A 1,222-nucleotide genomic window follows, 5' to 3' on the forward strand; every position below is an offset into this window, starting at 1 on the left:
TCCGTGTTGATGAATTCTCGTGCACGGTGCTGGAGGTCCCGTTGTTCCTTCGTCAGTTCGAAATCCATGTCTTTTCACTTTCTATCGTGGGGAGTTGCGTTTTCTTGAGGCTGTCTGGCAAGGGCAACGACGACTTTTCCTTTTACCCGTCTACTTGCAACGAAGTCGATTGCTGTGGGGGCATCGACGAAATCGAACTGACGGGAGACGCGCGGCCTGATCAGGTTCCGCTGCCACATGTCGACCAACTCAACCATGAGCTGCGTGTTCCGGTCGGGATTCTGTCGAACGAGGTGGCTCCAGTCGACGCCGATGATGGAGCTGCTGGCCAGGAGAGGAACGTTCAGCGGGATTCGTGGAATTCCGGCGGTGAATCCGACGACCAGATATCGGCCTCCTGGCGCGAGGCTTCGCAGGGCGGGCTCAGCATAAGGGCCACCTACGGGATCGAGTACGAGATCGATTCCCTGCGGAGCGGCTTCGCACAGGGCGCGGGTGAACTGTTTCTGCTCTTGACTGGTTTTCAGGGTCGGGTCGTAGACGATGGTGGTGTCGGCTCCGGCTGTTTCGGCGAAGGCAACCTTCTCGCGGCTGGATGCACAGGCGATGACCGTGGCGCCAAGTGCTCTTGCCAGTTCTACTGTCGCTGTGCCAACGCCGCCGCCAGCACCAAGGACGACCACGGTCTCGCCACTACGGACCTCGCCGACATCGCGGAGCGCGTAGTACGCGGTGGTGTAGGTGAAAAGTAGCGCTGCCGCGTCGATTGGGGAGGTTCCGGCAGGCAGAGGGATCACCTGCGTTGCGTCTACCGTCACGTATTCAGCAAGCGCGCCCCGCCCAAAGCCCGCGACGAGCGCGCCGACTTGATGCGTTGATACCGCTGCTCCGACAGCGACGATGTCACCGCAGAATTCGGAGCCCGGAGTGAACGGCCGTGGCGGACGTACTTGGTAGCGGTCGGCGATGATCAGTGAATCCGGAAAATTGATCCCGACGCCTTGCACCCGCACCAGGACCTCGTTTGGCCCTGGTGCGGGGACAGGTACCTCTTCTAGGCGCAGAGACGAGGGCTCGCCCGGTTCGTGGCTGACCCACGCTTGCATAACGGGGCGCCTCATTGCGCACCTGCACCTGACGCGGGGTTGATTCGGGCGTCGCGCAGATTCTGACGACGTACTTTGCCGGCTGCGTCCCGCACGGGTTCGTCTACGAATTCGAA

1 protein-coding gene is annotated in these 1,222 nt (G+C 61.2%); it reads right to left on the reverse strand.

The window, feature by feature from the left end:
- Window positions 1-74: 74 nt before the first annotated feature.
- The gene (locus ACSU1G_RS34570; protein ID WP_439286189.1) at window positions 75-1,121 is read right to left on the reverse strand and encodes an NADPH:quinone oxidoreductase family protein; all 1,047 of its coding nucleotides are present in this window, start codon (window positions 1,119-1,121) and stop codon (window positions 75-77) included.
- Between the last annotated feature and the right edge of the window lie 101 nt (window positions 1,122-1,222).

Source organism: Microbacterium sp. A93 (assembly GCF_051842835.1).

Excerpts from the sequence above, each read along its gene's own strand:
- ACSU1G_RS34570 (WP_439286189.1), bottom strand. The coding sequence starts at position 1,121 with ATGAGGCGCCCCGTTATGCAAGCGTGGGTCAGCCACGAACCGGGCGAG.